Source organism: Natrialba taiwanensis DSM 12281 (genome assembly GCF_000337595.1).
Lineage (GTDB): Archaea > Halobacteriota > Halobacteria > Halobacteriales > Natrialbaceae > Natrialba > Natrialba taiwanensis.
This window is the reverse complement of record NZ_AOIL01000019.1, coordinates 19,776-44,708: the sequence shown is the minus strand read 5'-3', so window position 1 is coordinate 44,708 and position 24,933 is coordinate 19,776. Positions and strand designations below refer to the sequence as shown.

20 protein-coding genes and 1 pseudogene are annotated in these 24,933 nt (G+C 57.5%); 13 read left to right on the top strand and 8 right to left on the bottom strand.

The genetic code is table 11. The features are described 5' to 3' along the window. Nucleotides 1–27: 27 nt before the first annotated feature. On the top strand, nt 28–2,247 hold the full coding sequence (locus tag C484_RS06935; protein WP_049915088.1) for an Eco57I restriction-modification methylase domain-containing protein: 2,220 nt from the start codon (nt 28–30) through the stop codon (nt 2,245–2,247). Between the two features lie 42 nt (nt 2,248–2,289). Here the strand turns inward: C484_RS06935 and C484_RS06930 are convergent, their stop codons facing one another. After that, nucleotides 2,290–6,102 carry a helicase-related protein gene (locus C484_RS06930; protein WP_006825229.1) on the bottom strand — a complete coding sequence of 1,271 codons (3,813 nt, stop codon included), beginning with the start codon at nt 6,100–6,102 and terminating at the stop codon, nt 2,290–2,292. 124 nt (nt 6,103–6,226) lie between these two features. Between C484_RS06930 and C484_RS06925 the strand changes: the two genes are divergently transcribed. The 5 genes from C484_RS06925 to C484_RS06910 all read left to right on the top strand — a co-directional run bounded on the left by C484_RS06925 (nt 6,227) and on the right by C484_RS06910 (nt 11,010). After that, entirely contained in the window at nt 6,227–7,951 is a 1,725-nt protein-coding gene (locus tag C484_RS06925; RefSeq protein ID WP_083867298.1) for a DUF2254 family protein, read from the top strand. Continuing rightward, nucleotides 7,948–8,175 carry a hypothetical protein gene (locus C484_RS06920; RefSeq protein WP_006825227.1) on the top strand — a complete coding sequence of 76 codons (228 nt, stop codon included), beginning with the start codon at nt 7,948–7,950 and terminating at the stop codon, nt 8,173–8,175. The genes C484_RS06925 and C484_RS06920 overlap by 4 nt, the downstream gene beginning before the upstream one ends. Before the next feature lie 172 nt (nt 8,176–8,347). After that, a complete protein-coding gene (locus tag C484_RS06915; protein WP_006825226.1) occupies nt 8,348–9,385 on the top strand; it encodes a Cdc6/Cdc18 family protein in 1,038 nt (345 codons plus the stop codon). Nucleotides 9,386–9,464: 79 nt separating this feature from the next. Further along, the gene (locus C484_RS24575) at nt 9,465–9,587 is read left to right on the top strand and encodes a hypothetical protein (protein WP_008528531.1); all 123 of its coding nucleotides are present in this window, start codon (nt 9,465–9,467) and stop codon (nt 9,585–9,587) included. A 22-nt stretch (nt 9,588–9,609) separates the two neighbouring features. Next, on the top strand, nt 9,610–11,010 hold the full coding sequence (locus C484_RS06910) for a hypothetical protein (RefSeq protein ID WP_006825225.1): 1,401 nt from the start codon (nt 9,610–9,612) through the stop codon (nt 11,008–11,010). 188 nt (nt 11,011–11,198) lie between these two features. Here the strand turns inward: C484_RS06910 and C484_RS06905 are convergent, their stop codons facing one another. Both C484_RS06905 and C484_RS06900 read right to left on the bottom strand, forming a co-directional pair. Continuing rightward, nucleotides 11,199–11,885, bottom strand: a complete 687-nt coding sequence (locus C484_RS06905) for an SOS response-associated peptidase (protein WP_006825224.1) — start codon at nt 11,883–11,885, stop codon at nt 11,199–11,201. Between the two features lie 313 nt (nt 11,886–12,198). Continuing rightward, nucleotides 12,199–13,515 (bottom strand): RNA-guided endonuclease InsQ/TnpB family protein, encoded by a 1,317-nt coding sequence (locus C484_RS06900; RefSeq protein WP_193364803.1) that lies wholly within the window; start codon nt 13,513–13,515, stop codon nt 12,199–12,201. 38 nt (nt 13,516–13,553) lie between these two features. On the opposite strand from C484_RS06900, the gene C484_RS23370 reads away from it, so the two are divergent. From C484_RS23370 to C484_RS06880, 5 genes are all read left to right on the top strand, one after another. Next, nucleotides 13,554–13,697 (top strand): hypothetical protein, encoded by a 144-nt coding sequence (locus C484_RS23370; RefSeq protein ID WP_004514842.1) that lies wholly within the window; start codon nt 13,554–13,556, stop codon nt 13,695–13,697. Between the two features lie 336 nt (nt 13,698–14,033). Then, entirely contained in the window at nt 14,034–14,873 is an 840-nt protein-coding gene (locus tag C484_RS06895; RefSeq protein ID WP_006825222.1) for a hypothetical protein, read from the top strand. 2 nt (nt 14,874–14,875) lie between these two features. Further along, the gene (locus C484_RS06890; protein ID WP_006825221.1) at nt 14,876–15,181 is read left to right on the top strand and encodes a hypothetical protein; all 306 of its coding nucleotides are present in this window, start codon (nt 14,876–14,878) and stop codon (nt 15,179–15,181) included. A gap of 2 nt (nt 15,182–15,183) precedes the next feature. Then, the gene (locus tag C484_RS06885) at nt 15,184–17,349 is read left to right on the top strand and encodes a type B DNA-directed DNA polymerase (protein ID WP_193364805.1); all 2,166 of its coding nucleotides are present in this window, start codon (nt 15,184–15,186) and stop codon (nt 17,347–17,349) included. 195 nt (nt 17,350–17,544) lie between these two features. Continuing rightward, nucleotides 17,545–18,813, top strand: a complete 1,269-nt coding sequence (locus tag C484_RS06880; RefSeq protein ID WP_006825219.1) for an orc1/cdc6 family replication initiation protein — start codon at nt 17,545–17,547, stop codon at nt 18,811–18,813. Between the two features lie 564 nt (nt 18,814–19,377). Here C484_RS06880 and C484_RS06875 read toward each other — a convergent pair. Then, nucleotides 19,378–19,701, bottom strand: coding sequence for a hypothetical protein (locus C484_RS06875; RefSeq protein ID WP_006825218.1), 324 nt, complete (start codon nt 19,699–19,701; stop codon nt 19,378–19,380). Between the two features lie 138 nt (nt 19,702–19,839). On the opposite strand from C484_RS06875, the gene C484_RS06870 reads away from it, so the two are divergent. After that, nucleotides 19,840–20,766: a helix-turn-helix transcriptional regulator gene (locus C484_RS06870; RefSeq protein ID WP_006825217.1), complete on the top strand. Its 927-nt coding sequence runs from the start codon at nt 19,840–19,842 to the stop codon at nt 20,764–20,766. Further along, a pseudogene (locus C484_RS24765) lies at nt 20,763–21,565 on the top strand (DUF6036 family nucleotidyltransferase). Before C484_RS06870 ends, C484_RS24765 begins: the two are co-directional and overlap by 4 nt. 12 nt (nt 21,566–21,577) lie before the next feature. On the opposite strand, the gene C484_RS06860 reads toward C484_RS24765, so the two are convergent. The 4 genes from C484_RS06860 to C484_RS06845 all read right to left on the bottom strand — a co-directional run bounded on the left by C484_RS06860 (nt 21,578) and on the right by C484_RS06845 (nt 24,930). Further along, nucleotides 21,578–22,393, bottom strand: coding sequence for a hypothetical protein (locus tag C484_RS06860; RefSeq protein ID WP_006825214.1), 816 nt, complete (start codon nt 22,391–22,393; stop codon nt 21,578–21,580). Between the two features lie 89 nt (nt 22,394–22,482). Further along, complete coding sequence (locus tag C484_RS06855; protein ID WP_006825213.1) at nt 22,483–23,430, bottom strand: ImmA/IrrE family metallo-endopeptidase; 948 nt, start codon at nt 23,428–23,430, stop codon at nt 22,483–22,485. Nucleotides 23,431–23,516: 86 nt separating this feature from the next. Further along, entirely contained in the window at nt 23,517–23,864 is a 348-nt protein-coding gene (locus C484_RS06850; RefSeq protein WP_006825212.1) for a hypothetical protein, read from the bottom strand. 70 nt (nt 23,865–23,934) lie between these two features. Next, entirely contained in the window at nt 23,935–24,930 is a 996-nt protein-coding gene (locus tag C484_RS06845) for a DUF6610 family protein (protein ID WP_006825211.1), read from the bottom strand. Nucleotides 24,931–24,933: the final 3 nt, after the last annotated feature.

Genomic DNA, 24,933 nt, shown 5'->3' with positions numbered 1-24,933 from the left:
TCCGTACTGTAGTGGAATGAGTCAGCTCTGTTAGTAGATTCGTTATATTTTTGTGATGAAAATCACGACTACTGCGGGGTAGACATTGAGGAAGGAGCCGTCGAAATCTGTAAACTTCGGCTGTGGCTCTCGATGGTTGCGGATATTGAAGATGAACCAAACGAGGTTGAGCCGTTACCGAACATCGACTTCAACATTCGTCAGGGGAACTCTCTAATCGGATTCACGGAAGTCGAGGAGGTTGTTACCGAACAAGGCGATGCTTCACTCACCAACTATGGCGGTGGAGTTGGTGAGAGTGTGAAAGAGATGTATGAAGACATTATCACGGCTGTGGAGCGCCACCGTGAAGCGAAGAGTGCATCCACTGCAACGAATGCACGCCGAGTTGCGGAATCACGGATCGCCGATCACACCGATAAACTTGACGAGAAAGTTGTCAATGAATTTCATGAATCGGGTGCTGAATACGTTACGAAGGAGGATTTAGAAAAGTTCCACCCGTTCCACTGGGTGTTAGAGTTCGCGTCCGTATACGCTGATGGTGGGTTCAATATCGTCATCGGTAACCCGCCGTGGGATACGGTGAAACACAGCCGGGATGACTACTTCCCAAAGTTTGACGAAGTGTTCCGAACCCGTGATCAAAGTGAGAAAAACCGGATTCAAGAGGAACTGCTTGAAGATGAATCAATCGCAGCTGGTTGGGAACAGCACAAAGAGGAGATGAAGACGCAAGCTACGTACTATAACAACAGCTCGAACTATCGACTTCAGAACCCAACCGTGGATGGAAGAGGAGTTGCCAGTGAGAATGAACTGTCAGCGTTATTCTTGGAGCGGGTTCTGGAACTAACATCTGAGGAGTCATACGTATCGCAAATCCTTCCAGGAATCCTGTTCAGCGGCTCAATCGGGAAAGATCTCAGAGTTGAGTTACTGGACAACACGACGGTCAACAGCCTCGTTCACTTCGAGAATAAAGGTATTTTTGATGACCTGCACGACCAGTATAAGTTCGGTGTGCTCACGTTCAAGAACAGTGGTCAGACTGAAGATCTGAAAGGAATTTTCGACCAGCGGGATACTGGAGTGCTCCGGAATCTTGATCAGAAGGCTGTCAGCGTGCCGAAACAAGTACTATTAGAATTCTCACCAGAGGCTCGAATCTTCCCGGCGGTCACAAGTCAAACACAAGTGGAGGTTCTAAACACGATCTTCTCACACCCCTCGCTGAAAACAGATGTAGCGGATGCGTGGACTGCCATACCACTTCGTGAAGAACTGCACTCCGCACGGGATTCCGACCGCTTCTTAGAAACGCCGGAGAACGCCGACTACCCCGTCTACGGTGGGAGTAACATCTACCAGTTCCACCACGACAACCTGCTCCTTGATCTGAATGGCCCGAAATACTGGAGTGTCGGTGAGGAGACTGACTCGGAGACAAGCGCAAAGTCCCGTATACGGACAAAACGCTACAATAGTGGTGACCTGAAGAAAGCGATTTATACGGAGTTCGGCGGGGAATCAACCAGCAAGTCTCAGATCGGGTTCGTGAATGACCTACTCACGGACCACCGAGACGAAGAGCTGTGCGAATTGGACATTCGATTGGATTGCTCAGAGTATCGAATTGGATATCGTGATATTACGAACAAAACGAACGAGAGGACACTTATCGCGTCGGTCCTACCGAAAAGTGTAGTGTGCGAAGACACATTACAGACAATTCGCCCATTCAAAATTGACCCAGCTGAAGAAGACCTCTCAGACTTCCCGCTGCACTCGGCGTACAAACGTGCGTATAGTGACCGTGAGATGTTTGTGATGGTCGGCTTGTTGAACAGCATACCGTTCGACTTCATTATGAGCAAGAAGGTGGAGACACATATTTCGAAGTACAAATTCGCGGAATCACAGGTTCCGAGATTGACTGATGGTGATGATTGGTTCCAGTTCATCTCTGAGCGGGCGGCTCGCCTGAACTGCTACGGAGAGTCATTCGAAGAGATGCGTGACCGCCTCGGTGGCATTGACACTGTCGTTGAACACGACGCCCGGCAAGAAACGCAGTCTGAGCTTGATGCGGCCGCATTCCACGCGTATGGGCTGAATCGAGAACAGACTAAGTTCGTTCTCGATGACTTCTACCGGCTGCAGGATCCGAGATTCATGACAGACGAGTACTTTGAGCGGGTTTTAGAGAAGTACGACGAGTTAGAAGTGGAAGGACCGTACCAGTAGACTAAGAGGCCTTGCAATTACGCCTAGTGCGGATGACGGGAGTCACCTTCCGACAATACCCCAACACATTAATTCAGCTTGTACTTCGCTTTCACCAATAATTTTTGACTGGTATTCAGTAGACTCCTCAACGTTCTCTTTTAAGAACGATTCAAGTTCCTCTAAAAATTCGATTGGCGGCCAATCTGTGAACGAATCGTACTGGTCATTATGTCGAAAAGTATCTCGGAGGATACGATCTTCGTCTGTGTTGGCTAACTTCACATCTTGGAGGCGCTCCTGAAGATCATTAGCCCACTCAGCAAGAGTATCGTAGTCGTCATCCGAGGCAGATATCTTGCCGTGGTTCGGTTGCAAGTAGTGGCTGATAAAGTCCAGAATCGTTTCCTGCTCTTTTGAGAATGAGTCTCCTTGCTTGAATATAGAAGCTGTTTGGCCTTCTCGAACCGCTTCCAGACGGTCGTCGAGAACCGCCTGAATCGCCCCGCGGTTAAACAACACATTTTCCGGGTTCCCTGTGATCGGTTCTCCACTCACCTCAGGATCGATCTTGAGTGTCCCGACAGGACGTTCCTTGACCTCATCAGAGAACGGCTTGTAGTAGAAGGCCCGCCGCACACGGCCTAGTGGTGACTCGTGGTCGTTCTCATCGAACCAGAGGGGTGCAAGCCCAAACACACCCGGACGCGGGCCTGAATCATGGTCGGTGATATTCGTGTACAGGCGTTCACGTTCCTCCGGGGGGTCCTCAAAGTAGTCTGCGGCGTACTCGAAGTCGTCTTCCGAGAGACCGAATTCCTCGTTCAGCTCTTTCTTGAGCAGGAACCGCTCATAGGCAGCCTGCTCGTTACTTCCTGCATTTCGAAGGAGGGGGTTCTTACTCGTGTCATCGAGCTCGTTCACGTCGTCGATCTCTCGTGACTTCTGAAGCGAGTCTTCAATCTCATCCACCTGAAGTTCACCTATTGTCTTCTCCGTGTTCACACCGGTCTTCTCCAGAATCTGGTCTTCATTCGGGTCTAGAATGTTGTTCTCTTTTCCAACGATGAGTGCAATGTCGTTGATTTTCGCCTGTAGCCGCTTCAGGAGCTTAATCGCCGCTTCAATGTCTCCATCAGGGTGAAAGTTGTGAACGTACTTCTGCTCGGTACTGCCAATCCGGTCGATACGTCCCACGCGCTGAACGATCCGCATCGGATTCCACGGCAAATCAAACGATATTTGAACGGACACGTCCTGGAGATTGACCCCTTCCGACAGGGTGTCGGTTGCGATAACGTACTGTAATTCGGATTCCCCGGATTCAGCCAGCGTTTGCTGGTACCCCGAGGCTTCGGGGGCGAATCGCTGAATGACGTCTTGCTTGTTTTCATCACCACCTTTGACGACAGCACTATTCGCTTCCGTGAGGGGCGAGTCAGAATCCTTGAGGAGCGTTCGGTGGACGTAGTCTGCCGTGGCACGGTACTGGGTGAAGACGAGGATCTTCTCATCATCATACCTCTTAAGAACGTCCACGAGTTGCTCAACCTTCGGGTCACGAAACTCCCGTAGCGAGAACACCGCCTCATAGAACTCTCGCGTCGCCTCATCAACGTCAGTCAGGTCACTTCGTGGGTAGAGGATTGGGTTCAATTCCTCTTCTGGAACGTCCGGAAGCACTCCGACGTTGTGATCGTGAAGCCACTGCCGTGTCGAAACAGCCTGATCGCTCACGTCACCGGAGTCCTGCGCGATGTCGCCAATAAACTGCGACAAGAAGTACGCCAGCAGCGTCAGATCCTCTCGAATATACGTCTTCACCTCACCAATCGTCGCATCCACTAATTCGTCCGTATTGTCACTCTCAGTGTCTTCATCGGCCCGAACCGCGGTCGCATCGAACCCAAACTCTTCCAGCGTCTGTTCAAGATCTTCGGCGGCATCATTTCCTTCTACAAAGTCATCAAGTGTCTCCGATTTTTCGCCGTCTTGAGCAGCACGCAGCACATCGATCTGCTCGTCTTCTGGAAGCCCATCGAGAAGGCCGAGGAGTTGGCGTTCGCTCCGGTGTAGCGTCTCGATGGACTGCACGAACGCGTACGTCGAAGACTCCAACCGTTTGAGCAGATTTAGCTTATACAGCGCCTTCAGTGTTCCACCAGCTTTCGGATTTTTTACTGTGATGTGCGGAAGGTGTAATGCGTCCATCACGTCCGGTAGCATCCGATAGACTGGCTGGTATGCTGCCGGAAGCGAATACTGCTCCTTGCTGAGCGTTGGCGGTTTGAAACTCATTTCGAAATCCTCCTCGACCTGAATTTGGTCTTTGACGTGTTTCCGCGTTCGGAGCACCATTACCTCATTCAGAATCTTCGAGATCTCTTCCGAGTGTCGCTGGAGTTGTTCGGTGATTTTTCGTTGTTCCTCCTCTGTGGCTTCCTCCTTCCCTGCAGCGATCTGTTTTCGCGTCTCGGAAAGCTCGATGTATTCTTCAAAGGCGTCGAAGTTCAGTGATGCCTTGTTCCGCAGTTCTTCTGGGCTGGTGAACAGACTAATGAGGTTCTCTAAATCGGTCGCAGAGTTATTAATTGGCGTCGCCGTCAGCATGATCATCGTCTTCCCCCGAAGCTGTCGCAGATTCGCATGTCGACGGGTTCCCTTGTAATCATCCTCGCCATCGGGGTCCGGTCTCCACTTGCCGTGGTTCCGGAACCGATGGGCTTCGTCAATGAGTACGACATCGAATCTGTCTTTGAGGTCCTGTACCTCCTCATACGCGAGATTCTGGAAGTTGCTAATGCTCATTACCTCTAAGTGGGTCCCATCGACTTCGAGACCGAAGTACGGATTGCCGCCTTCATCAGTATCGTCTTGAAGAAGGTCTTCCCACTGTTCGATGAGGTTCGCAGGTACGATGAGGAGACAGTGATCTCCTCGTTGACGGTAGTCGTGAAGAAGTTCACCGCCAATGAACGATTTCCCGAGCCCGACGGAGTCAGAGATGATACAGCCGTTGAACTGAGAGAGTTTCTCCTTCGCGCTTTCGTATCCGAGTGTCTGGAAGTAGTACAGCGGGCTATCACGGATGTTGACGTTCCCGCTCAGTTCGTCGTATGCGAGAAGTTTGTACAGCTCGAATGGTTCAATATACGTGCCTAAGTCATCAGGCGTCTCTTCATCATCTGATTCCTCTTCCTGTTGTTCCTGCCAGTCCTGGTACTTCTCGCTGTTCTCGATGATCCGGATGATCTCTTCGCTGAAGTCCTCGGCATTCGCCCACTGGTTATCGTACCAGTCTTCGAACGCCTCAGCTTCAGGACGATCTTGACTCGTAAGATTCAGTTCGATATTGTTTCGGTGACCACTCGCAGTGAAGTTTGAGGATCCGACAATCGTCGCACAGGGACGCGTATCCGTATCATTGTCAGTTACCCAGTCATCATCGTCCTGTGGCGCTCTAAATGAGGCTCCTTTTGCGTGGAAGTAGCCATTCTCTGGATTTCGCACACGGACGCTAACCTTGTCTTCGGCTATGAAGTCTCGCAGCCGGTCCAACCGTCCTAACTGCGCGTTGTTGAGCTCCTCAATGCTCTCTTCGACCTCATCTCTGAGTTCGTCACGTAGGCTTTGTCCCTCTCCGATTTCATCTGCTGTACTTCGATTCGTTTGTCGCCCCATCAATATACGAAGGGGTGCGTGACCAAGTTCGTCTGGGTCAGCGAGTTGTTCGAGATCTTCGCGATACAGATCGAATCCAGAAAGGTAGAAGTAGCCGGTAGCGATTCGTGCTTCTTCGATTTGTGGGATGATCTTCCTGTAGACGTCTTCGACAGTTCGATTGGCGTTATCGACGAGGGGAGGGAGAGAAATCATCGTGTTACCGAATGTATCCCTCAAGGTGACTTAGTGTTTGGTGAGAAAACTCGAGCACATCCATCGACTTGCCATTGACAGAATTATGTAGTGGTAGTGTGCAATTCAGGATGAAACCGAGTTTATGAGTGATCGGAATTGGCGAGGAAGGCTCTCGGCATGGGGTCATTCCCTCATAGTTCGATATATCCTCCTTACACTTACCGTGACCGCAGTGTTTGCGGCACTGGCTGCCCTCCTCAATCCGGCTGTCGAGACCGAGAATATCAGGGCACTACTGACGACCCTGACGACAGCAGAAGCCTCAGTCCTTGCGATCGTTTTCTCCGTGACCGTCGTCGCCCTGCAACTCGTTGTAATGCGGTATTCCGCCCGACTCACCTCGCTGTTCGTTAAAGAACCGCTGTTCCGCACGACCTTTGCGCTCTTCGTTGTCGCAATAGCGTTCAACCTGCTCGTCGTCTATCTGCTTCCGGTCCAGAACGGTCGCCTGACGAATGCAGCCGTCGGGATCGCATTTGCCCTCGCTGTCGTCTCGACGTTTGCGCTCTACCGATTCATCCAGATGATGATTCAACGCAGCTCGCCCGACGATCTCATCGCCGTATTGGTCGAACGGGAACTCGCACCGGACGAATACCTCCCAGCGACCGTTACGGAGTTTCAGGAGTTCGAGGTACATCCGATTCGTCCACTGTACCGAACGATTGCTCGGGCGATTGAGCTGGGCGAATACCAAACCGCAGAACAGGGGATCGATGGGCTTCGAATGGTACTCACGAAGACGTTCGAGCACCTTGAGAACGAACATTCCGAGGAGGAAGCCGACCAGTATGCAGCTGCCGTTTCGACTGAGGTCCTCACGGAGTATGTCCCGCCGATTTTGGAACAGGCGTACACTCACGAGCAATACGATCTCGTTTCGGATGCGGCTGACGATATCGAGGCGGTCGCTCTCGATGGGCTCGACCATGGCTTTACTGACGTCACCGAGGACGCTGCTGAGGGACTCGGAGACGCGTTTGATGCGGCTCCCTTGACCTGGGAAGGGAACCGCCTTCGAAGCCCCGTCAAGGAGTCACTACTCGAACTGACGAAAGCCACAGCAAGCAACGCTGACTACTCGACATTTCGAGCGGTCTTCCATCCACTGAATTTCCAAATGACGCTTCTCTTGCGACGCCGACCGGATTCGAACGTGACCTACCACCTCGTCGGGGACTACTACAGCCGTGAGATCGGCGAGATATTCGAGGCTCTCGTTGACCGGTACGGCCCTGCCGTGAAAGATCAGGACATCAATTGGATCTCCCCAACGGAGGGACGGAAGTGGACACTCCCCGATGAAGCGGAGTCACTCCGGCACTGTTGGCGTGAATATGCCAGCTTCACAGAGACAGTTCTACGGTATCGCGTCTCAGAAGACGAGTATCCGTTTGTCGAAGGCTCGATCGATGAGGGATGGAGGCGGATTGCAGAGTGCGCTGCTGACGGTGGTATCGATGATCTGGCAACGCTGTGTTGTATGTCGACAATTCAGCTCGCATATCACGTCGACCAGCTTGAGAAAGGCCGTCTTGGAAGGTGGACGAACAACCTTGGACGTCTCAGATTGGACTACGATCCGGCCATCGTCGATCGGGCATTCGAACTCCTGAAAGCAGGCCAACAACCGGAGGGACAAAACATCTCAGTTCGAACGGCTGACCCGACGTCGACAGATGCGAACCAGGGATTCATTGAACGGTTCCTCAACACTGACGAGGAAGATACACCGTTCGAGGAGTGGCTCGTCGGGTTCGAGAAAGACGTCCACGAACGGACGGAGTACCTCCGGGAGCAAAAATGACGGACCACCAGTACGAAGAAGGTGACCGCGTCCGAATCGATATCCCTGACGAGATGGATCCAGATTACGACCGGCTCCACGGACGCTACGGCGAGATCATCGCTATCTTAGAGGACGATGCCGGCACCGTCACAGGCGATACTCGCGATGCTGTACTGTATCGTGTTCAGCTGAAGGATGGAACGGAAACTGATGTCCGGTGGCGCGATCTCCGGCCATTCTGAGGAATCATTCTAACGTAATCCCAGAAGTTCCTGGAAGCCTGGGTTTTCCACAAAATAAATCGCGTTACAACGCGGGAATCACCACAGACAGAACGGGGCTAATTGAATCGTTTCCGGAAACGACCCGGTCACGTTTTTAGTACTAGCCGGAAAATCAGTCGATCAAGCAAAGATGATCCGCGATGCTCGCGTTCTCCGCGCTGGGTTCGTCCCTCGAGAAGTTGAGCATCGCGACGCCGAGGTCAACCACCTCTCCAGTGTCCTCGAACCGATCATGAACGGTGAACGCGCCGACACGGCCATCGTTACTGGGCCCAGCGGCACCGGAAAGACCTGCATCTCGAAGTTCGTCACGGAACGACTGCGTGAAGAGGTCCTCGACGTCGAGACCACCTACGTCAACTGCTGGCGCAACTACACCCGATTCCGGACGCTCTACCAGATCCTCGACGACCTCGGCGCCACCATCGACATCCACCGGCAGTCGACACCGCACGACGAACTCGTCGACCGCCTCCAGCAACATGACGGCCCGCGAAGGGTCGTCATCCTCGACGAGGTCGACCAGCTCGAAGACCCCAGCGTCATCTACGACCTCCACAGCCTTTCGCAGTTCGCGATCATCTGCATCGCGAACAAGGAAGAGGAGCTGTTCAGCCGCGTCGACGACCGCCTCGCGAGCCGGCTGCGCTCCAGCGAACACGTCCGGATGGACAAGTACCACGACGAGCAGCTGTACGACATCCTCAGTGCGCGGGCGAAGTGGGGGCTCGACGAGGACGTCATCACCGACGACCAGCTCTACCGGATCGCCGACGCGGCCGCCGGCGACGCCCGCCTCGCAATCGGCATCCTTCGAACGGCCGCCGGCAAGGCCGATCGCGAGAACCACGAGCGCATCACCGACGACATTCTCCTGGACGCCGCCGAGGATGCTCGGGCCCAAATCAAGCAGAAGAGCCTCGACTCACTCACGCCACATCAGCGCGTCGTCTACGACATCGTTCGTGAGTACGGCCCGGTCGGGCCGAGCGAGATTCACGAGCGCTATACCGAGGACGTCGATAACCCACGGACGAAGCGGACTGTACGGGCGTATCTGTCTAAGATGACTCAATACAACCTCCTCAAAGAAGACGGATCCAGCCGAGATCGGGAATACACAGCCATCGACCAGCCATCTCCCACACTCGCTGAGCAGGGTGATTGAGGAACGAATAGGTCGTGTTTTGTTGAGCGGGAAAATGTACCCCCGTGATTTATTACTGTAGGAGCGATTATGTCCTACTATGAGCGCAAAGGGCCAGCTCCGTCGGTTCGAGAACAGGGCGCAGTTGCTGCGCCATATCTCTGAGGAGACCGGCACGGACATCGACACGCTTTGGGACGAGTACGAAGCCCAGGTCGAATAGAGCCCTTTGCAGTTTTTGACGCGTGGGTGACGATACTAATCTCGACTTATCGTTCGCAATAGACTCAGAGACAGTCTCTCTGAGCCCTATCGGGGAATACCAGGTTCTCGATCTGGAAGGGCCGGTAGTCATCGTTGGAGATGCATCGTACCGCGTCGTTCCGGTCGGTGAAGAATCAGACCCGTCAGAAGATATCCGGGAACTTAGCGTCGACGAGATACGCGCTGCTCTTAACGAGCTCTCTGACAACGACGACTTTCAGTCAATCGTAGACAACTGCCCGACGAATACGCCGCTCGTCTACGACGACATCGATTATTTGACCCGCCATCTCCCCACAAATTCGCTCCAGAAGTGCCAGAAGCTGAGTGAGAGCACTCCTTTCGAGAAGGAATTACTCCTCCAAGTTGCCTACGTAGAACGCCAAAACTCTCTCGTCGGGCACGCAGACAACGTCCTCGAGTATTATCTCGAACAGCGTGCTGAAATCGCTGAAAAACTCCGGTCCACCGACGAGATCGACGGCGACGTTGAGCGGTCATTCTTTTCGTATCTACTCCTCGCCTCGGCACTCATCGAAGAGTTGACGACAGAAACGGTCCTCAACGAACTCTTTCGCGAGGAAGCTCGTCTCGACAGCATCACTGAGCACGTTCGGAGTATGGGGCACGCGAAGCGATTAGAGAAACTCTGCGATATCCAAATACTGACCGGGGGTGACCACGGATCGCTTGTCGAGGTCAAAGAACGCAGAAACAACCTCGTCCACGACGCGCAGAAGCGTGCAGGCCTGGACGAACTCGAATCGCGTCGTGAAGTCGCACAAATCCTCAAGAAGACTGATCGATGTGCGTCCGTCCTACTGACGATTTCGGGAAAGAACATCGAGTCAGTCATCGCGAAGCGGGGGTGTGATCCCTATATCGAACACGCTCAATCTGAGGCAGTAGCCGACACAATCACAACCTGGGAACAGGAGAATCCAGAGCGCCTATCGAGACTTCACGACTGTGAAAGAGCAACCCTCGAAGAGATTCGCTGGGATACCGAAGAGAGTGATCCTAGGAACAACATCACAGAGGGATTCACGTTTGATGGATTTGATGACGAAGAACTGTATGAGATACTGATGGAGTTCGTCGGTGATGCCTCACAGGCGTTCCTCGACCGGATTGATGCCGATGCGAACGAGAGCAATCTCGATCGCTTCGATTTCGCAGTGATGGTGCTGCTCTGTGCTGGTCACAGTTACGAGGAGATTTCCCGCTGGCTGGATACCGACGAAAAGTACGTCCAGCGGAAGGAGAACGTGATAGCCTGGAGAGCTTCGCAGTTCGAGAAGGGGTTGGTAGAGGAGATCCCTCGCCCAGAGGGCCCAACATGGCCATCGGACACGGCATCAGATGATCAGGATGGGTGCTAGCTCGATAACAAACGGGTCATCGTCGCATAGTACGTATGCTCTCTCAGCGGAAGGCACAATTGGATAATACCGAGCGTAAGCATCTCTAAGACCGCCTTAAGGCAGAAGGTACCATCCGAGATCGAGAGGACTCGCTCGTCGATTCGGCAACTGTGTCGCCGATGCAGTGACCGTGACCCCGTCAGCTATCAGGAACTGAACTCGCCGAGGCCCGATTGCTCGTGGTCCAGCGGCTCGATGACCTGGGGATCGTCGTTACCGGGGTTGTTGACCCGCGTCGGTATTTCGTAGGCGTCCAGATCGTTCTTCGGGTACGGCTGGCGCAGTCCCTTGCGGGTGTCCGGATCTGCGGCGAGCCAGTCGGACTCAGCGTCCTTTGGGTGGACGACCGGCATCCGGTCGTGGATTGAGTTCATCAGGTCGTTCGGCTCCGTCGTGAGAATCGTGACGCACGAGATCGTCTCGTCGTCGCCCTCCCAGACGTCCCAGAGCCCAGCCATCGCGAATGCGGGGTCGTCCTCCCGGTAAATCCGGTAGGGCTGCTTCGACCCGCCGTTCGGCGATTTCCATTCGTAGAACCCTGACGAGGGGACGAGGCAGGGACGTGATTCCCACGCCCGCTCGAAGACGCGTTTCTCGTCGGCAGTCTCGGAGCGAGCGTTGATGATGCCCTCCTCGGGTTCGTCCGCCCAGAACGGAATCAGCCCCCAGTGGTAGGCGTCGATCTCGTCTGGAGCCTCGTTCGTGATGATGTGGAGGTCGTCGCCAGGCGCGATGTTGTATCGGGGTGTGTACCCGCCGTCTGTGACGACCTCGGCGTTGAAGCGAGCCTCGAGGTCGGTCTGGTCGATGAAGAGCGAGTTCCGGCCACACATACCGAGGAGTTCGGAGGGAAGCATCTTCAACGTGGTCGCACAGGAATCGCGTCAGCGCCGAGGTTCTTAACCAACAAACAGCCCCGGAAAATCCGGTGTGTTGGTTAACTGAGCGCCAGCGGAGATAGTCAATCGTACGCACAAACACGACGACCAAGATCGGGCTGCCATCTATCTCGTGGCTTTCCTGAAACGCGGAAGCGCCACGGCGAAGCGTATCGGGACTGTGGACAACTAGTACACTCGCCCAGATCGCGCCCATTGACACCCTCCCATTCCTGAAGGAATGGGATTCCTCCGGTAGGGATATTGGCTATGCCGCACCCACGGAGGCAAGTTTCCCCGTGCGGGTACTCCGGTTTGTGCGCTCCTCGTTGGGACTTGCCCTCTCGGGAGAGCGTGATAACTCCGACCAGTTGTGGTCGTCCCACGTGAGGCGCACGGGCCGTGCCATCGACCCGACGTCCAGATTTACGCCAGCCTGTCGTTCGAGGAATGTCCGTGACGCACCGAGGTCGGCGTGGCCCTCATAGCCACACGAACAGCGGAACACGTCGCCATCCCGCTCCGTCTTCTCTCGTTCGCCACACACTGGACACTCCGCCGTCGTGTATGCTTCTGAGCGGACTTCGACCGTGATACCGTACTCCTCGGCGGTCATGGCGAGACGATCGATGAACGAGCGATACGCCCAGAACTGGTGGGTTTTCTCGTTCACTTCCGCGCTCCAGTAGTCCACCAGCACGTCCGTAAGGTCGCCGACGTACACCGTATCGACACCTTCGTCGTATAGTCGCTCGATCAAATTCCGCACGAGAGCGTCTTGGGCGTGGTCGCGGCGGCGCGTTCGCTTGCGGTACAGGGATAGAATCCGCTGACTGCTGTTTCGGCCCTCTTGGAGTTTCGATTGGAGCCTCGCGATTTCTTCGGTGGTTTCACGGAAGCGGGCGAACAGGTCGCGTCCCTCGTAGAGATACTGCTGGCCGGTGGTGGTGGTACAGGCGACGAGGTTGTTCGCGCCTACATCCAGAGCAGCCGATTCGTCGGCTAGTGGTGAATCCTGTCGAGAATCCGGGACAGTGACAGGCTGAATGGCTCTGAACGTGTCGTCGATCTCGTCGAAGTACAGTTCCAATCGGCCCTGTTCGCCGTCCCACTTGGGAGCGCCACAGACTTCGAGCCGTAGGCGGTCGTAGTAGCCAAGTCCGTACTCATCTTTCAGGTCTTGGCCGACCGGGATTTCGAGGCGACTCCGTTCACCAGTTTCGATGGTGTAGGAGTCATTACGGATGTACGTCCGCAACTCTCTACCGGCCTCGTCGTTGCCCCAGTAACCGGGAGGGGCTGTGTCCTCGCCATCTTCGCAGGCGGCGAAGAACGACCGCCACGCCTCGCTGTTCTTACGGATGACTTGTTGGGCAGTAGCGGAGCCGAGGACACCGACGTACTGTTTGCGGTAGTCGGCAGTATCCCATACGGAGTCGCCGTCGAAGTAGTTCTGGCGGCGCTCGTAGTTCAGTTCGTTCCAGAGGCTGGCGGAGGCGTCCAACAGCTCGCGGAGCAGCTGCTCATCCTGCTCGGAGAGCGGTCGCACCGCGAACGTATTGGTTCGCCTCACGACAACAGACATTTGTTCTTGAATGTCTAAATGTCTTTTGGACACAAACGATGCGACCGAACATCGACATCTCGCACACACTGAATGGGCGGGTGAAAGACTACGCCGAACAAGAGGACAAGGACCTCGAAGAAGCCTATCAAGAGATTATCGAAGCCGGTCTAGAGGCGGTGGAACATCCAGACAAGCCGTAACACTGGATTGTGGGGCTGTGTTGTCGCTCAGACCCAACCTGAAAGGATGGGCCCACTCGCTACGAATCATCCGAACCAAGGTCATTCTGGAAGCCTTCTCGGAAACCTTCGGACGATCGCCAAAATCCAGCGCCTGAGTCCGATGTACCGCATTACTCAGTCATTTCTTGGAAATGCGGAAGCGACACGCCGCGGCTTATCTGGTACGTGGCCATCTACTGGAGTATGCCCGACCGCTCCACATCGACGTCGAACCGATTGGCGGTAGACCAGCCAACACGGAGCGCTGACCGCAACCAGAATCTGGCTAATCAAGCCGATCCAGCGACAGACGGAATGCTGCTTCCCTCTCTTGAGGACGGTATCACGCTCCTCGATGTCGACGGTGATCGGGGTGTTCCGATCCTTCAGTCATTGGTACTCGATCATCTCCTCTTGCACGATGGGCCCGCTTTCTGGATTGACGCAAACGGCCTTGCGACGACGGCCACGCTGACGCAGATAGCCCCCAGTCAACGGTTGCTCAACCGAATCCACGTGGCACGCGGATTCACCGCCTACCAGCACTACGGCGCCGTCTGTGATCTCCCGACGGCAGTGAACAAGTCGATCCAGATGTCCACCACCGACGCCAGGGCGGCCGGTCGAAGGGCACCAAGTCGTGACGAGGACACGTCGCCCCACACGCCCGCCCTCATCGTCGCGCCGGTCGTCGACGCCCAGTACCGCGCCGACGATACCCTCGGCGAAACCCACGCGGAAACTCTTCAGGCTCGAACTCTCGCCCGGTTGGCGACCTACGCCGAGGGATACGACATCCCGGTTCTCGTTACGCGAAACGAACGAAACAAATTCACCGAATCAGTCGCGACGGTCGCCGACCACCATCTGGAGTGCGAGCAAACTCGGATGGGGCCACGGGTCATCGGCGAGGACTTCGAGACGCTCGTCTATCCCGTCGACGACGGCGCGTACTACCAGACGACATTCGCGTACTGGCGGCAGCTGCTCGCGGCACGCGCTACGCAGGTCGGCGTGGAACCGACGACGCCGGCGCCGTCGACGCCGACCTCGGAGGGTGTCGGGACGGGCGTCACAGCTGACGGTGAGACGGTGGCGGCAACCGCAGACCCCTTGCTCGATGCCTGGACCGCAACCGGGTCAGGAGGACGATAGCGATGGGGCGTACGAACCCAACCTACCGTGATGCACTGCGGGCCATCGAAGAGCGCTGGGCGGAGTTCCGGCGGGCACTGCGGCGTCGCGACCAGCCGCGCTTCGACCGGCTGTTCGAGTACGCCCGCGAGCACGCCGACGCAAGCGGGCTGTTGAACCACCAGAATCCGCTGCTACCGGCGCTACTCAGCATCGATCTTGAACAGGAGGCCCGCCTCGACGACCACGAAGAGCGCCTCGAGGAGCTCGAAGACGCGGTCGCAGCACACTATGACGAGGAGGTCGCTCCACCGGACGCAAACCCGTGACGATGCCGTTCAGTATCGACTTTCTGGACGACGGTCGTGTCCTGGAGTGGGAGGCAACCGCCGACAGCGCCGTCGCGACCGAGCGCGATGATTACACCCCACGATTCTACGTCGCCCCTCGCGACCCAGCGACCGACCTCAACCTCATGACACTCCAGTCGGTGTACGACCAGCACCCGGACGTCGTCGCGACCGAGACGGTTGCGCGACGGCCCGGCTTTCGACGGGACGAGGAGACAGTCCTCGCGGTCGATGTCGCCCACATCGACCGCGTCACCCCACTCACCCGGCAAGCGCGCCAGCTGTCGGACTATCCAGTCGGGGATCTCGCCTGCTTCAACGTCGACCTCTCGCGGGAGTTCCGGTACTGTCTGGAGACCGGTGCCGATCCGACGCCGGCGAGCGAGTTGTCGACGCTCCGGCTCAGCGTCCCGGTGACCGAAACAAGCAGCGACGTCTACGGGGAGCTGTCCGTCGCCGGCGACACCGTCACCGGCTCGCCGACGGATCTCCTGACCGCCGTCCAGGGGGCGCTCGAAGCACACGATCCAGACGTCCTGGTCTGCTCGACGAGCGAGATCGTCCCGACCCTCCACGAGATGGCGACGGACGCCGGCGTCGACGACTTCTCGCTGAGCAGGTGGCCGGACGTCGACTATCAGCAGCTCGCGAGCCGGTCGACGTACTCGAGCTATGGTCGCGTCGGTCACTCCCCGGCGCGGTACAACGTGCCCGGTCGGGCGATCATCGACGAGTCGAACACATTCTTCTACGGGGAGACGAACCTCGACGGCGTCCTGGACCTTGTGTCGCGCTCAAAGAAGCCCGTCCAGGAGCTTGCGTGGGCGTCGATCGGAAACGTCCTCACGGCGATCCAGATCTGTGAGGCTCACGACCGCGGCGTCCTCGTCCCGTGGAACTCCTGGCGCCACGAGTTCTACAAGCCGATGGGGACGCTCCACGATGCCGACCGCGGCGGATTCATCTTCGCCCCCGAGGTTGGCCTCCACGAGAACGTCCACGAACTCGACTTCTCCTCATTGTATCCGAACATCATCTGTACCCGGAACGTCTCGCCGGACGTCATCCGGTGTGACTGCCACAGCGACCGCGACGACGTCCCCGGCCTCGGATACTCGATCTGCGACGACCGGGGCTACCTCGTCGACGTGCTGCAGCCGATCATCGACGCCCGCGACGAGATCAAGGCGGCCATCCGTCGCGAGAAGGATCGGGACGACCCCGACGAGGACCGACTGGCGGAACTCGAGGGACGGTCGGGCGCACTGAAGTGGATCCTCGTCGCCTGCTTCGGCTATCAAGGGTTTAGCAACGCGAAGTTCGGCCGCATCGAGTGTCACGAAGCGATCAACGCGTTCGCTCGCGAGATTCTGCTGACGGCGAAACAGCGACTGGAAGCTGGCGGCTGGCGCGTCGTCCACGGCATCGTCGACTCCATCTGGGTGACCCCGGACCCCGACGTCGACGACGATGACCGCGAGGACCTCGAGACGCTCGCGACGGAGATCACGGAACGCGTCGAGATTCGGCTCGAACACGAAGCCCACTACGACTGGGTGGCGTTCGTGCCGCAGCGCGAGAGCGACGCCGGCGCGCTGACGAAGTACTTCGGGAAGGTCGCCGGCGAATACGACTTCAAGATCAGAGGCATCGAAGCCCGGCAGCGCTCAACCCCGCCGTTCATCGAGGACGTCCAGCGGGACTGTCTCGACCGGCTCGATGCCACGCGGTCACCGGACGCGGTACTCGGACGTCTCGAACGAGCAATCGACCAACTGCAGGCGGGCAACGTAGCAGTGGAGCGGCTCGTCGAGCGGAATCGTGTTTCCAAGCCGCTGGAAGGCTACTCACAGAATACCCAGAACGTGGCGGCCTTGAAACGGGCGCGCGAGCAGGATCTGGCAGTCCACCCGGGCCAGGATATCGAGTACGTGGTCGTCGACGACGAGAAATCCTCGCGAGACCGTGTCGCCCTCGCCCACGAGGAGATCGAGACCTACGACGCCTCGTACTACGAGACGCAGCTGGTCAGAGCTGTCGAGAGCGTGCTGTTGCCGCTTGGGTGGGATCGTACAGACATTCGACGGAGACTCGCCGAGACCCAGGAGGTGGAGCTAACGGAGTTCACAGCGGCCCGGAACGAATGAGTAGGCTCAGATATCATCTGAGGTGAGCAAATCACAAGTGGGCGACGAGGTCAAGTCCATTCACACTCTGGGGGGTCTCCATTCACACTCTGGGGGGTCTTGTTCTCTGGAACACCCCCCGGAGTGTGAATGGAGGCAAATCAATCACACCGAGGGTGGGCAACCTATATGTGAATGGGGCGAATTGGTCCGTCCATGCCAAACAACGATTCCACGCAAACAACCGTCGACGAGATATTAAATGTCGACGAGGGGGATAGCGAAGACGAATCGGATATTTTTGAGAAACCGTGGTTGCTCGAGATCGATAACGTTCCTGACGCCAATCGAATTGTCGGACGAGACGACCATATCACATTCTTGGCCAAGAATCTCCGAAAGATGCGGACAAACAGCGTCCCGGATAACGTCTTGGAGTGGGGCGAAACCGGGACGGGGAAGACACTAGTTGCAAGACACGTCTGTGAGCGGCTCGAAGCAGCAACTGCAGGAACGGACTCCCCGATCGTTACTGCCTACATTAATCCAGACCCCATCTCTACGTATACCTCCACCTTCCGAAAGATCGCAGAGCAGGTGAACGCGAAAGCAGAGAACCCGCTCGATGTCCCCTATCAGGGCCTCTCAGCCGAGCATTATCGCGACCAGAAATTGTGGCCCGTTGTTCAGCGGGAGTTTTCTGGTGGCCTCGTCGTCATCATCGATGAAATCGACAAGCACGGAGAAGTCAACGAGGTCCTCTACACGCTATCACGGACACAATCAAAAGACGACGTTGACTTCCCAGTCGTTACAATCGGGATTTCGAACGACATCGAATTTAAAGGAGAAATCGAGTCACGGGTTCAATCGACTCTCCAGCCAGAACACCGAACGTTCACACCGTACGAAGAAGACCAGCTCATTGCAATCCTCGAAAATCGACGGGACGCATTTTACGACGGTGTTCTCGATGACGAGGTGATTCCAACTACAGCTGAACTCGCAGCTGAAGAACACGGCGACGCTCGACGCGCAGTCCGATTGTTCCGGAATGCGGGCGAGATCGCCGACGAAGAAGGCGATGATATCGTGACCGCGAATCACGTTCTCGAAGCTGACGAACTCGTCGAAGTTGAGCTCTTTATGGAGATGGTGAAAGGGACTCCGTTGTCCGGGAAATTACTCCTGTTTGCTCTCACACGTCTTGACCGGAATAACCCGGAGAAAGAATGGTTCCGGACGTCAGAGATTCACGAGGTTTACCAAACAGTAGCACGGGACGTCGAAGTAGAGCCCAAGGGGTACAATCGTGCGCTTGAGCTTCTGAACAAGCACGTGACGACAGGAGTTCTCGAATCGAAAAAGAAGGAAGGCGGAGATCAGGGGAAGTTCAGGTCGTATTCGCTCCAAGGAGACGTGGAGAGTACACGAACTGGACTGATCAACTCAACGCCGGAACTCCAGACATTGATGGGATGGTGACACCCCCACCCCTCGGTGTGAATGGTCCCCCATAGGTCACGACTGTTGTAAAGATGGAGCCGGACTCGACCCATAGAAGCTGTGTCGTCCGTCTGAGGAACTATTACGGCACGGAGGGCGGCTTACACGTTCTGCCACGGTAGCTGACCCGGTCCGCTACTGCACCGCACCGCAGTTGTAGTTATCTTTATTATACTACAGTCTAAACAGTCCTCCGAGTGGACGTATTCTGAAAGGCGAGGCCTTGTGCCGAAGCCGAAGCTTCGTCACTGAGGCGAGAACCCTCCCTACGGCGTGAGGACTTCTGCTGTTAAGGACTTCTTAATCGCGGTACCCTGGGTGGTGGACCATTCACACTGAGGGGTGTGGGGGTAAACAAGGCGTAATCTATCCATGTGTTTCTATGGCTTCTATCAACGTGAAGTCCCGTCAGAGAGTACCTGTTGGTAGCCCATTCACACTGAGGGGTGTCGGGTGAACCGATCCCATTCACACTCCGGGGGGTGTCATCTGCTACGCTACGAATCACGTTGAAACGAACATCTGGCTCCAGTTCAATCTCGTCTACTCGTCGGGATTCACCGGCCCTTTGTACTTCGACGTCACTGAATCTCCTTCCCGCCACTGCCAGTAGTAGTAGCGGTTGTCGTTGATTTCCTTGATCGTGATCGTCGCCTTCGCTGGCACGTCGTCCGGGAGGTCATCGGGGCGCTCCTCCACGTCGGCGTCGTCCACCTCCTCCTCGAGACGAGCTTCCCGCTCTTTGTGTTCGGCCAACGCCTCGGCGTAGCTGGCAACGTCCCGAAGATGCTCCGGTGTGGCTTCATTGAGCATGTTGACGGTCTCTGTCGGAAGGTTCGCCGGTGGGGTTGGGGGTTCGTAGGACATCGGCTACTCTCGTGTTAACCAACACGGCTCACGAATCCATAGTTTTGTTGGTTAAGACGATAGAGACGGTTCTCGCGATCGCTGGCTGTAACACTACTCGAAACTTCTTTATATACAAGTTTCGTACTATGTTACACCGTGCTCCGGCGCATCGAACTCGAGGTCCTCGCCACGGTCGACCCCGGCGACACGATCTCCGAGCTCGCGACGAAGCTCGACCACAGCGAGAGCTACCTCTCTCGTGCCGTCGGCGACCTCGTCGAAAAGGGACTCGTCTACACGGAACGCGATGGCCGGCGAAAACGAGTCGTCCCGTCGGATGCTCGCGCCGTCGAACTCTATCAGGACCTCGTCCGCCAGCACTCCCACATCGACTTCCCCGAGCTACTGACCGGCAAGGCACTCGAGGTGTTGTACTACCTCGACCAGCCGCGAACGGTCTCCGAGATCGCCGACCGGAGCAACAATTACCGCAACACGGTCAACCGCGTTCTCAAGCGGTTTCGCGACCGTGGTCTCGTCGGGACGGCCGACGGCCGCTACGAGTTCAACGCCGATTTCGACCGCCTCCACGAGTTCGCCCGTGAACTCGCACATCATCTACATCGCCAGCGCCTCGAAGCCGTTGCCCCGAAGGGTACGATTCTCTGGGAGGACTACGACGAATTCCTCGCCCAGACCGAGACGGAGATCGACGCGGAGGCGTTCCACGAAACCGGCCTCGCTCGATTCGCGGCCTTCGACCTCCAGTTCCTGCTCACCGGCCACCGTTACTACTTCTACTCCGAGGAGCTCGACGCAGTCTCGCCGGCGGAGCTCTGCTGTCACACGCTGATAATCGACGACGGCAGTCGCCACCGCTCGTACTGTCTCCTCTTGCTCAGCCACGTCGACGTCGACGAGGAGGTCCTCCGAGAGCAGGCGGCGAAGTATGGCCTCGAAGACGAAATCGACGCCTTGCTCCGCTACCTCGAGACGCACGGCGAGGTCGATGACGAGCGGCTCCCGAAGTGGGACGAGTTCCAGGAGCTGGCGGCTGACTACGAGGTGCCACTACCACAATGAGACCAACATTCGGACGCGAGTACATCGAGAACGAATTCCAGCGAATCGGGGACGGATTATCTGAACCGCTCACGGTCTACCTGATCGGTGGTGGCGCGATGTCGCTGCGCGACCTCAAGGGGGCGACGAAAGATATCGACCTGGTCGTCCCAGATGGCGACGCGTATGGTCAGCTGTGGGCCGTCCTGATGGACCTCGGGTATGCGGAGGTTCATCGCTGGATCCAGATTACCGGGCGCTGGGGGCGACGAGCTGCGTCGAGAACGACGATGGGTGTCGTCTCGATATCTTCAACCAGCAGGTCGCGAACAAGCTCGTGCTCACCGACGGTATGCAAGAGCGCAGCGAGCCGTTCCTCAGCCTGGAGCGACTGACGGTCCGGCTGGTCAGCAACGAGGACATCTTCCTGTTCAAGGCGATCGCAGGCCGCGACGACGACATCGAGGACATGAATATGCTCGTGCAGGCCGGCCTCGATTACGACGTCGTCCGGGCTGAACTCGAAGCCCAGATCGAACGCTTGGGGGACGATCAGTTCGCCACGTTCGCGAACGAGGCCCTGGTCGAACTCGAGGAGCGGTACGGAGTGACCACGCCGATCGAGGCCCGCGTCCAGGAGCTCACGAATAGGTACTACCGGGGGCTCGAAGTCCTCCAGGCACTCGATGAACCGATGACCGTCGACGAACTGGCCGCGGAACTGGAGCTGGATGACGAGGAGGTTCGGGACCGGATCGCGTATCTCTCAACGTTCGACCGGATTCGTCGAGATGGCGACACAGTCCGTCCCATGGAGTAGCTCAATCACTACCTACGGGGAAGGGAGGCGGCCGTCTGGTCGGGGAACGCGGCCCCGTTTGATCTCGTGATCGACGCGACGCAGGTGTTTGCAGCCGCCTTCGGGTGAGCGCTGCTGCCAGTCGGGACAGGTACACGATTCGTCGATGATGTCGACTTCGTACCTGTTGCCGGACGCGGACTGCACCTCGTAGCGGCCACCTTTCGAGAGGAGCGAGACGTCCATCGCTTCGGCGACGGCACGCTTGGTGCGGGGCTCGAGATCGTTCTGTGACTCTGCGTTCTCGTCGACGACCAGTCGGTCGCGAACGTCGCCCGTTCGGCCACCGTCCGGAGCGACGGCTTCCGCAGGGCCACTGAGCCGCTCGTGGAGCACTTCCTCCACCGGATGGCCTTCCGGCCAGAGGTAGTGGACCTCGCGGCGTTCGCGATGGTCGTAGGAGCCGCACGCCGCTGCGTTCCCAGTCCAGACGCGCCAGGCTCCGAGCGCGGCCATCACGTCGACGATGTCGCGGGGAACCGTCTGGTGGTCGGTCGGGAAGAACACCCGGAAGCGGGTACACGCTTCTTGCGGCGGGACGGTATCCCACCAGCCTTCGCTGGAGCCCCAGCTGTCGTACATCGCGTCGTCACTCCCGTAGCCAACGGTCACGCCGTCGATCGGCGTCCATTCTGCTGGGAAATGTTCCGCCTCGCCTTCGAGCACTCGGAGGACAGCGTATCGGAGGTACTCGTGGGCTTGGTTGTCTGTCGTTCGGGCGACCTGGTCGTGCTGCTCGGCAACGTGCTCGGCTTCCTCGAGGACTGTCGTGAGATAGGGTTCAGTCATCATTCGACGGAGGTCAGAACGCGCCTCCGCCCCTCAGCGGGCGCTGAAAACTTAACCAACAGAGCGGAAGAAATCCATCACCGTGTTGGTTAACTGAGTGAGGACGAGGATTCGCCCTCGAGAACGTCGATGAGTTCTTCTGCGGTTCGACTAATCCGCCCAAGGCGCTCGCGAACGACCTCGGGATCGTCTGACTCCCAAGCAGCGAGGTAGAACGCCGATCCGCTAGTGTCGAGCCCGCAGTACCGCCCGACGACATACGCGACCGCCTCGGCCTCGACTTCGCGTTTTGACCGCTCGATGTCGTCGTCGACGTCGAAGTGGAGCAGGGCGTGCGCGTACTCGTGAATTAGCGTCCGCGCAAGGTCGGCCTCGTTCTCCCGATCACGCACCTCGACGAGCGGCTGGACGTCGACGAGGCTCAGCTGCTCGCAGATGCCCTTCGCCTCACCGTGGCTCCAGTCTTCGTCGGGAACGATTCGCACCGTCACACCGACCTCATCAGCGGCGGCAGTCAACTGTTCGACGAGGTCGCCAGCGTCCCCGGTCGCTTCCGTGTCTAGGTCGGGAAGCGGCTCGCCCTCGGTCTGGGAGACGTCGAACACCGGCGCGGGCTTGAACCCGACTAGGCCCTCGGACCACTCCTCGGACGGCGTCTCGTCGTACTTACAGTCACTGTCCTCGTGGTAGCTCGGCGAATTCTCGCACTCCGGGCACTGCTTCGTGATGATTGGTGCCCAGATCCAGATGGCCGACTCGCCCTCCGTGACGTGGCGGTCGAACTCTTCCTGCCACGTCCGGTAGCCCGCCACCCGGGTCGCCTCGGGACACTGCCGCTTGATGAGGAGCGTGTTTCGGTAGGAGTAGTCGTGGAAGCGACTCTGGACGTCCAGCCACTCCTGGAACTCCGCGCTGGCCTGCGCGTCGTCGACGCCGGCAACGAGGTCGTCGATCCACTGTTCGATGGTACTGTTCATCTCGTCGGATCGCGTGTCGGTCTGGTCGAAGGAGACCGACGAGTCTCTGGTCGTGGACATCGTGTTCACCGAATCGAGTTCACGGCGACTGCGTCTGTTCAGACCGCGCCGCACCACTCCGGGGCGTTCAAAAACCGCTCTGTCGGTCAGCGGAGCTCGTGGCGTTCGTCCGCAAAGCCAACCGTGACAAGGTACTCAAGGAACTCGTCGAACCGCTCGACGTCGCTGGGCGTGTCGGTCGCAAGGTGACGCGCCCACTCGATGGCCCACTGGAAGGCGGGATCCATGCCGCCCTTGCCGTGAATGTACCACCACCGGGCCGCTTTCAGCACGACCAGCGGATTCGTCGGCGGCTGTTTACCGGCGAGCCCACGGGTGATGGATTCGATTTCGTCGGGGACGTAGGCGGGATCGACCTCCGCTGATTGCGTGTTGTCGATATCGACCGGGATCTCGTCGATCGAGACGTTGTCAGGACGCTGTTGTTGACTCACTGGAAGTCACCTCTGAGAGCTTTCGAAAGAGCTCTCGCCCTTTCGGGGGCACAAAAAACAATTCACGAAATCATGCCGGCGGGAGGTAGACGCTCTGCTCGCCGGCGATCTCCTCCAGGTTGTTCCGGTGACGGTGGTTGAAGTAGCACTCGTAGCTGCAATATCCACAGATTGCGCCGGTATCGTACTCGGCGACGTACGGGCCGCGGCGAGTTCGCCAGACGTTCGTCCCGCACTCAGTACAGGCGGCGTCCTCGAGATCGGCAGGACTCGGTCTCTCGTACTCGACGTCGAGCCCCTCTTCTTGCGGTGTCGTTTCGGGCCAGATTCCGTGGGTCCTCCAAAACTCACGGACGCGAGCGAGACTGTGGCGCACCGTCTTTCGGACAGTGACGTGGTCGGCGTCGCGACCGCTGTCGTCCCAGCCGTCGGCCGTCCAGAACTCACCGAACTGTGCGCCGCGATGCAACCCGTTCCAGTCGACGCCGACGATGTCGGCTGGTGGCTCGTCCGTGAGTGTCGGTCGGGTCAACTGTCGAATGGCGTCGAGCTGCTTGGGCGGACTCCCGCCGAGGATGTGGACGCGCCGCCCTCTCCAATCGGCTGGGTCGGAGAACTCGTGGGCCAGGCGGTCGGCGTATCCCCGTGAATACCCGAGGACGAGGGTCTCGGGTATCGCGTCGATCACCGCCCGCGACTTCGGAACGACGATGAGCTCGGCCTCGGGGTAGCTCGCTTGGATCTCACGAGCAGCAGCGACGTGGGCGTCGACGTCGTCGATTTCGTCGACGTCCCCGATGACCCCGACCTGTGGTTCGTACTCGAAGAAACGGTTGACGAACCGCTCCAGATCGGGATTCCGAAAATCGTTGTCGAGCATCCCGACGGGAATCTCGAGGTTCAGGTACTGATTCGTCTGATACCCACAGTCTTCCCGAAACCCGGGGAGAAATCCGAGGGCTAGAGCATCGGCCACGAACGGGGCTCGATGCAGAAACGCCACGTAGTCTGCTTGTCTGGCGGCGGCGATTTCGCGGGCGGTGCTGGCGCTCAGCTCGAGGGACATGAT